Below are 8,050 nucleotides of genomic sequence, written 5' to 3'. Positions count from 1 at the left end.
TTCTTAATGACTTAGCCCATTCCAATAAAAAGAAACGATTTCTTGTGCTAATTCATCTATATTTGTAAGAATAGGATTGTGATTTTCATCTTTAAAATTCCCAATTGATAATAAAGATACAAATGCATGAGCCGCAAACTTAGCGTTTCCTTTTGGGATTTCTCCAATTTTCATCGCATTATCGAGTGCTTTTTCTAATACTTCATACATGTTGTCTTCAGCATTTTTTAATTGTTTTAATTGTTCTTCAGATAAAGACAATTTTGCATCTTTCATAAAATTCTTCATATCAATATCCATCGTTGCGTGTAAGTAGACTTTAGCGAAGTCCAATAATCTTTCTTTTAAAGTCTTATTTGTAGAAAGAATTTGAGACATATTCTCGCGTATACGTACCATCATTTGAATCATAGTAGCGGTAAATAAATCCGCTTTTGTTGAATAGTAATAATAGACGGTTGCTTTTGTAACACCACATTCTTTCGCGACCTCATCCATCGAAACAACTTGATAATTTTGAGTGAGAAATAACTTAGTTGCAACTTCTAAAATGATTTCTTTTGTAGATTTTGTATTTTTATTTTGACGAGGTCTTCCGAGAGGACGTTGTTTTTGTTCCAACTACATTCGCTCCTGACATTTATTATTGAGATAATTATAACATAATTTTTAATCATTCTTGATTAATTAACTGACCAGTATATATAATTAATATTGGAGGGAAAAAGGAAGGTGGGTTTTTATGAAAAAGCACCCGTTACATGTGTTAGGGAAGCTTGTAGCAGGGAAGAATACGCAATGGATAACATTATCGGTATGGATTCTTATTACATTAGTACTTTCATTTACGTTACCACAAGTAAATAGTAAGAAAGAGCCGAATCCGAAAAATTTACCTGAAACAGCTATGTCACAGCAAGCAGAAGCACTTATGAAAAAAGAATTTCCTAATAATGCAGGAAATCCATTGTTGGTAGTATGGCATAGAGATGGTGGATTAGAGTCACAAGACTATAAACTAATACAGGACACTTATAAAGAGTTAAAAGCTAGTCCTTTAAAAGAACAATCAACATTACCACCATTTGATACAATTCCAGAGCAAGTATTATCAAAAAGCGCATCAAAGGATGGTACATCATTTGTTACACCGGTATTCTTTAATAAATCTGCTGGAACGGATATATTAAAAGGTAATTTAGAAGAGTTACGAAAAATAGTGAATAGTAAAGTGGACGAAGATCCATTCAAACAAAAGATAAGTGATTCTGGTTTACATGCTCGATTATCTGGACCTGTAGGGATTCAAACGGATGCGGTAAGTTTATTTAGTCAAGCTGATGTGAAATTATTAGTTGCTACTGTACTACTAGTATTGGTTTTATTAATTTTATTGTACCGCTCTCCAATTTTAGCAATTTTACCTTTACTTGTTGTTGGTTTTGCATATGGAATTATCAGTCCGACACTAGGCTTTTTAGCAGACAAAGGATGGATTAAAGTAGATGCACAGGCTATATCGATTATGACTGTCTTGTTGTTTGGTGCTGGAACGGACTATTGTCTATTTTTAATTTCAAGATATAGGGAGTATCTGTTAGAAGAAGAAAGTAAATATAAAGCACTGCAACTTGCGATAAAAGCATCAGGCGGAGCAATTATAATGAGTGCATTAACTGTAGTACTAGGATTAGGAACGTTATTACTTGCGCACTATGGAGCCTTTCATCGATTTGCAGTACCATTTAGTGTTGCTGTTTTCATAATGGGAATCGCTGCATTAACAATTCTTCCAGCATTATTATTAATTTTCGGTAGAGTTGCATTCTTCCCATTTATACCGAGAACAACTGCAATGAATGAAGAGTTTGCAAAAAAGAAAGTTTTAAAAGTGAAAACTACAAAGGGTGCCTTTAGTAAAAAGCTTGGTGATATTGTTGTACGTAAACCGTGGACAATTATTATGCTAACTGTATTTTTATTAGGAGGATTGGCTTCATTTGTACCACGTATTCAATACACGTACGATTTATTAGAATCATTCCCGAAAGATATGCCATCACGTGAAGGATTTACATTGATCACGGATCATTTTTCAGCTGGAGAATTAGCACCAGTAAAGATAGTAGTTGATTCAGAGGGAAAAGATTTACCTATTAAACAAGAAATAGAGAAATTATCTTTTGTTAATAAAGTGAAAGAACCAATGAAGGGAAAAGAAAATATTCAATTGCAAATGTATGAAGTTTCTTTAGCGGAAAACCCATACTCCATTGAAGCGTTAGATCAAATCCCTAAATTGAAAACTAGTGTAGAAAAAGTATTAAAAGATGCTGGGATTAGTAATGCAAAAGATCAACTATGGATTGGTGGAGAAACGGCCTCATTATATGATACAAAGCAAATTACTGAACGTGATGAAGCGGTTATTATTCCGGTTATGATTAGTATTATCGCTTTACTTTTACTCGTGTATTTACGTTCGGTCGTTGCGATGATTTACTTAATTGTAACTGTCGTTTTATCATTCTTCTCTGCATTAGGAGCAGGCTGGGTATTACTGCATTTCGGTATGGGGGCTCCTGCAATACAAGGTGCGATACCATTATATGCATTCGTATTTTTAGTGGCCTTAGGAGAAGATTATAATATCTTTATGGTTTCAGAAATATGGAAAAATAGAAAGAAACAAAATCATGTAGATGCAGTAAAAAATGGTGTTATACAAACAGGTAGTGTAATTACATCCGCAGGCTTAATTTTAGCAGGAACATTTGCAGTATTAGGTACGTTACCAATTCAAGTTTTAGTTCAATTCGGTATTGTGACAGCAATTGGTGTATTGCTAGACACATTTATTGTAAGACCACTACTTGTACCTGCGATTACGGTCGTTTTAGGACGATTCGCTTTTTGGCCAGGAAAGCTTTGGAAAGAAGAAAATCAATTACAAAAAGAAGATACTTTATAAAAGAAGGTTGCCGATAAAGTCAGTGAAACTGATTTTTAGGCAACCTTCTTTTTTGTTTGTCTGATAAAGAATGACCATTTTGAATATGCAATGAAAAATATAGAGGAAATGTAACATGAGGTTTTAAGTGCATCAAAATTTTTCTTATCAGGCATAATAATTCGTAAGAAATTCCAATTGAGTGAGGAATTTCTAAAATTATGTATTGTAATAGGATGATAAAAATGTGGGACACGATTGTTTCTTATGTACCTGAATGGAAAGTTTTTATACAAGCCTTTATCGTAATTTTGATTCCATATATAATTTCAAGATTTTTTAGTTGGATTCGCGCACTAGAAAAAGAATAATATAACGAACTATACGGGGGACTTAAGTGAGAATAAATATTGATATGTTAAGAAGATTAGTATAGGAAGTTTTTTGAGAAAGAGTGATGAAGGTGAAAGTGCAGGATTCAATAGTTAATCAAGGCCAAGAACAAGGAAATACATATGAGAATAACGCAACAAAAGTTTCTGAAGATTATTTTACAGGTGATTTCAACTTAGATCTAGAGGTTATAAAAAAAGAAGCTCTTGATAACTCAGACGTTTATTGTCGAGAGTTTAATATCGGCGGGACTAGCATCCAGGCAGTTCTTGTTTTTGTAGAAGGGCTGTCAGATAAAGATCTTATTGATACGCACATTTTAAAATCATTAATGTGTAATTTTTTTGATGAGTATAAAGATGAATCATCTAATGTGAAAGAGAATATTTCAAAAGAGTTTATTAGAAACCGGGTTCTTTCTATTAGTGGAGTCGATGAAGTACAATCAATACAAAAAATGATGCCAAAAGTGTTAATGGGTTCAACGGCATTATTAATTGATGGATTATCAGATGTATTAATTCTTAATACAAAAAAAGGAAAAACACGTAATGTTGAAGAGCCAATATCAGAGGGATCGGTTAGGGGTCCACGGGTAGGTTTCACAGAAGTTTTGTCGGACAATACTGCTTTGTTGCGGTTACACGGTGAAAATGAAGGATTATCATTAGTGAAATTTCATGTTGGAGAACGGGCTAAAAAAGACTTGGTTATTGCCTTTATGAAAGAGATTGCTGATCCAGAATTAGTAGAAGAAGTTAAGAAACGAATTGAGAAAATTAATATTGATAATGTTCCAGAGTCAGGTTATATAGAACAACTTATTGAAGATAATTATCTTAGTCCTTTCCCGCAAGTACAGAGTACCGAACGTCCTGATAAAGTTATCGCTGCATTAATGGAGGGAAGGGTTGCAATATTATTAGATGGAACACCTTTTGCATTAATTGTTCCAGTTACATTTAGCATGATGATGCAATCGCCCGAAGATTATTATGAGCGTTGGATACCAGGTACACTGATTCGTTTATTGCGCTTTGGAACAGCTATTATTTCTCTATTTGCTCCCGCTCTGTACATTTCATTTATTTCATTCCATCCTGGATTGATTCCAACTAAGTTAGCCATTTCAATTATAGGAGGTCGAGAAGGCGTTCCGTTTCCTGCAATTATAGAAGGATTATTTATGGAAATTGCGATTGAAATTTTACGAGAAGCGGGATTACGACTACCTAAGCCAATTGGTTCAGCGATGGGAATTGTAGGAGGATTAATCATTGGGCAAGCAGCTGTATCAGCTGGAATTGTGAGTCCAATCATGGTAATTGTTGTGGCGGCCACGGCTATTTCCTCTTTTGCACTTTCTCATTATAGTACAGCAATTCCATTACGTATTCTTCGCTTTGTAGCTATGTTTTCCGCTGCTATATTCGGATTATATGGAGTTATTCTATTTTTCTTATTTATATGCAGTCATATTGCAAGGCTTAAAAGTTTTGGTGTACCTTATGCTAGCCCAGCTGTCTTATATCAATTTACCGATTGGAAGGATTTTATTGTTCGTATGCCAATTCAGATGATGAAGCGACGTCCGAAAATGTTGAATTTAAAAGACTATGTACGGAAAGGAAGTGAAGAGGAATGATTATGAACTCAAAGGATAAAATTCCGACTTCACAAGCAGCTGTGATTCTTATCAATTATATACTTGCTATCGGAATCCTCACTTTACCTAGAACAGCAGCTGAGAAAGTGCAAACTCCTGATGTTTGGATAACGGTTATTTTAGGAGGATTAATTGCGATAGTTGCAGGCATAATTATCGTGAAGTTAAGTCAACAATTTCCTGAAAAAACATTTTATCAATATAGCCAAGAACTTGTGGGGAAATGGCTTGGAGTGTTAATTAGTTTGTTGATTATCGGTTACTTTTTAACACTTTCTTCCTTTGAACTTAGAACGTTGGAAGGTATAACAAGTTTTTTTCTATTAGAAGGTACGCCTGACTGGGCTATTCTTATACCATTCATGTGGATAAGTCTTTATTTAAATCTAGGCGGAATAAATGCGATAGCACGTTTATTTGAAATTATATTTCCAATTACAGTTTTTATTTTTTTAGTGACATCTTTTATGAGTATTGGAATATTTGAACTGGATAATCTTCGTCCTGTATTAGGATTAGGGATTGTTCCTGTACTAAAAGGTCTAAAAACAACAACTATGGCATATTCGGGAGCAGAAATTATGTTGTTACTTTTAGCATTTATGAAGAAACCGTCTCAAGCAGTAAAAGTTGTTATAATTGGCACTACGATTCCTTTACTTTTTTATGTTATTACAGTTGTAATGGTTATAGGAGCGTTTTCTATCGATGGTGTATTGGTGAGAACATGGCCTACAATTGACCTTATGAGAAGTTTTGAAATTCAAGGCTTAATTTTTGAACGGTTTGAATCTTTGTTACTAGTGATATGGATTATGCAGATCTTTGCCACATATACAATTTGTTATTATGCAGCTGCTTTAGGGTTAGCACAGCTCTTTAATAAAAATATTCATTCCTTTTTGTATGGATTACTTCCGGTAATATATATCGTTGCTGAAGTTCCCAAAAACATAAATGAGTTATTTGAATTTGGAAATTTGATTAGTAACGCAGCGATAATATTATTTGGTATTCTTCCGTTTCTTCTCCTTATGATAGCGAAGGGAAGGAAAAACAGGCATGAACCAAAGTATTAAAAACAGAAAAATTTTTATAGGGCTAATGTCAATAGTTTTTCTCTTATTACTTACAGGATGCTGGAGTAGTCATGAAATTGAGGAGTTAGGTTTCGCTGTAGGTATAGCAATAGATAAAGAAAAAGAAACAAAGATTGAGAAGGAAATCGAAGAAAAGGGCGGCGGATATAAGAAGAAAAATTTGATAACAACCACCTTTCAATTTGTTAAAGCACAATCATCATCAGACGGAGGCAAAGGTGGAGTATCGCAACAAAAAGCTTATATGAATGTTGCAGAAACAGGAGATTCTCTTCATCAATCAATACGTGAAGTTGCATTAAGAAGGCAAAGGCCTATCATTTTTCATCATACGAAAGTAATAGTTGTTAGTGAAAGTATCGCCCGAACATATAATTTAACGCAGTTATTGGACATCTACGTTCGTGATAATGAGATGAGACCTAGTTGCTTTATTATGGTTAGTAAAGGGATGGCTCGTGATGCGTTAAAATCAAAAGAACCTGCGGAAATTCCAGCATTTCGCTTGATTGAAATCGAGGATAATCAATATAGATCCTCACGAATTTTACCGCCGATGCCACTTGCAAAACTACCAGGAAAGGTGAAATCTGGAGCGAGTTTTCTTTTGCCAAACGTGATTTCTATAGACGGAGAAGTGAAATATGTAGGTGCTGCTGTTATGAAAGGAAGTACAAAAAAACTCCGTGGCTTTCTGAACGAGAATGAATTAGAAGGCTTAATGTGGATAACTGCAAAAGGAAAAAGTGGCTTGGTGAAAAGTTATGATAAAAAGACGGGGAAATTAGTAATGTATGAAGTGAAATCTGTGAAAAGTAAAATTACGCCCCATGTTAATGGAGATAAGCTCTCTTTCGATGTCAATGTTCAGTCTGTGGGCCGGTTATCCGAAAATTGGTCTGAGTCAGAGGAAGCTTTTAAAAATGCATTTCTCAAAAGAGTGGAGCAATCTGCCCAGCAAGAAGTTAGGCAGTTAGTGAAGCATACATTACACAAAATTCAAAAGGAATATAAAACTGATGTTGCTGGCTTTAATACTAGTTTGAAAATCGAGTATCCAAAAGTATGGAAGAAAGTTGAAAAGGATTGGGATAAAGTGTTTAGTAAGACACCAATCAAATATAATGTGAAATTAACAATTGAAGATTATGGTACAGAAGGCGCTTAATAAATGAACAACATGAAATATACAAAAGCTCTGAAGCATGAACTTATTCGTGAATATGTGTCAGAGCTTTTTATTGTGCAGATTTATTGTATTAAGTAAATTAATAAGAAGATATATATTCCGTTTCAATATTCTTTATTTTATAATTATTTATAAGTGCTGGTAAATGCAATCATTAAAAATAGGAGTGGGAAAATGACGATATTACCTATAAGAAAAGATGAAGCCTTAATTATTAATATGGCAAAACTATATTGTAAAGTATTTGATAAAACAAATTTTGATGAAATGGTAGAAAGAATTACAAGGCATATGGAGTATACAGATTTTAAAGGAGTAATAGCAATAAATGATGAAAATGAAGTTATTGGTTTTACTTATGGTTATCGTTCGTTGGAAGGCCAGTACTATAATCAATTAATGAGAGAAGCATTGAACTTGGAACAAATAGACCAGTGGTTAGAAGATTGTTTTGAATTTGTAGAGTTAGCAGTTCACAAAGAATATCGAAATGAGGGGCTTGGGACGAAATTACATAATGGATTATTAGAAGGGATTCCAAATAAAACGAGCGTTTTAACAACACAAATAAACAATGAAAAAGCGCGTTCTTTATATGAAAAATTAGATTGGGTAAATGTATTGGAGCCATTTCATCCAAGTAAAGATGATATTCCATATGTAATAATGGGAAAATTTATAAAAGAGAAAGTAAACTAGTAACTAATTTGTTCACATAAGTTATTTGTTTATGAAAATTAAGGGGAAAATGA

6 protein-coding genes are annotated in these 8,050 nt (G+C 33.7%); 5 read left to right on the top strand and 1 reads right to left on the bottom strand.

The window, feature by feature from the left end; translation table 11 throughout:
- Window positions 1–3 precede the first annotated feature (3 nt).
- The gene (locus CDB3_RS12305) at window positions 4–621 is read right to left on the bottom strand and encodes a TetR/AcrR family transcriptional regulator (protein WP_128854687.1); all 618 of its coding nucleotides are present in this window, start codon (window positions 619–621) and stop codon (window positions 4–6) included.
- Window positions 622–742: 121 nt separating this feature from the next.
- Here CDB3_RS12305 and CDB3_RS12300 point away from each other — a divergent pair, with 121 nt between their 5' ends.
- The 5 genes from CDB3_RS12300 to CDB3_RS12280 all read left to right on the top strand — a co-directional run bounded on the left by CDB3_RS12300 (window position 743) and on the right by CDB3_RS12280 (window position 7,997).
- Window positions 743–2,971 (top strand): MMPL family transporter, encoded by a 2,229-nt coding sequence (locus tag CDB3_RS12300; RefSeq protein WP_128854686.1) that lies wholly within the window; start codon window positions 743–745, stop codon window positions 2,969–2,971.
- Between the two features lie 436 nt (window positions 2,972–3,407).
- Window positions 3,408–4,988 carry a spore germination protein gene (locus CDB3_RS12295; RefSeq protein ID WP_128854690.1) on the top strand — a complete coding sequence of 527 codons (1,581 nt, stop codon included), beginning with the start codon at window positions 3,408–3,410 and terminating at the stop codon, window positions 4,986–4,988.
- Window positions 4,985–6,088: a spore germination protein gene (locus CDB3_RS12290; protein WP_128854685.1), complete on the top strand. Its 1,104-nt coding sequence runs from the start codon at window positions 4,985–4,987 to the stop codon at window positions 6,086–6,088. Before CDB3_RS12295 ends, CDB3_RS12290 begins: the two co-directional genes overlap by 4 nt.
- The gene (locus CDB3_RS12285; protein WP_128854684.1) at window positions 6,072–7,277 is read left to right on the top strand and encodes a Ger(x)C family spore germination protein; all 1,206 of its coding nucleotides are present in this window, start codon (window positions 6,072–6,074) and stop codon (window positions 7,275–7,277) included. The genes CDB3_RS12290 and CDB3_RS12285 overlap by 17 nt, the downstream gene beginning before the upstream one ends.
- A 195-nt stretch (window positions 7,278–7,472) precedes the next feature.
- Window positions 7,473–7,997 carry a GNAT family N-acetyltransferase gene (locus CDB3_RS12280; protein WP_128854683.1) on the top strand — a complete coding sequence of 175 codons (525 nt, stop codon included), beginning with the start codon at window positions 7,473–7,475 and terminating at the stop codon, window positions 7,995–7,997.
- Window positions 7,998–8,050: the final 53 nt, after the last annotated feature.

It is taken from the genome of Bacillus sp. CDB3, assembly GCF_002081505.1.
Lineage (GTDB): Bacteria > Bacillota > Bacilli > Bacillales > Bacillaceae_G > Bacillus_A > Bacillus_A cereus_AT.
The sequence above is the reverse complement of the archived record's forward strand: the minus strand, read 5'-3'. Positions and strand labels throughout refer to the sequence as shown.

What these genes read in the sequence shown, in the direction of transcription:
- CDB3_RS12300 (WP_128854686.1), top strand. Translation starts at nt 743, where the DNA reads ATGAAAAAGCACCCGTTACATGTGTTAGGGAAGCTTGTAGCAGGGAAG.
- CDB3_RS12295 (WP_128854690.1), top strand. Translation starts at nt 3,408, where the DNA reads ATGAAGGTGAAAGTGCAGGATTCAATAGTTAATCAAGGCCAAGAACAA.
- CDB3_RS12290 (WP_128854685.1), top strand. Translation starts at nt 4,985, where the DNA reads ATGATTATGAACTCAAAGGATAAAATTCCGACTTCACAAGCAGCTGTG.
- CDB3_RS12285 (WP_128854684.1), top strand. Translation starts at nt 6,072, where the DNA reads ATGAACCAAAGTATTAAAAACAGAAAAATTTTTATAGGGCTAATGTCA.
- CDB3_RS12280 (WP_128854683.1), top strand. Translation starts at nt 7,473, where the DNA reads ATGACGATATTACCTATAAGAAAAGATGAAGCCTTAATTATTAATATG.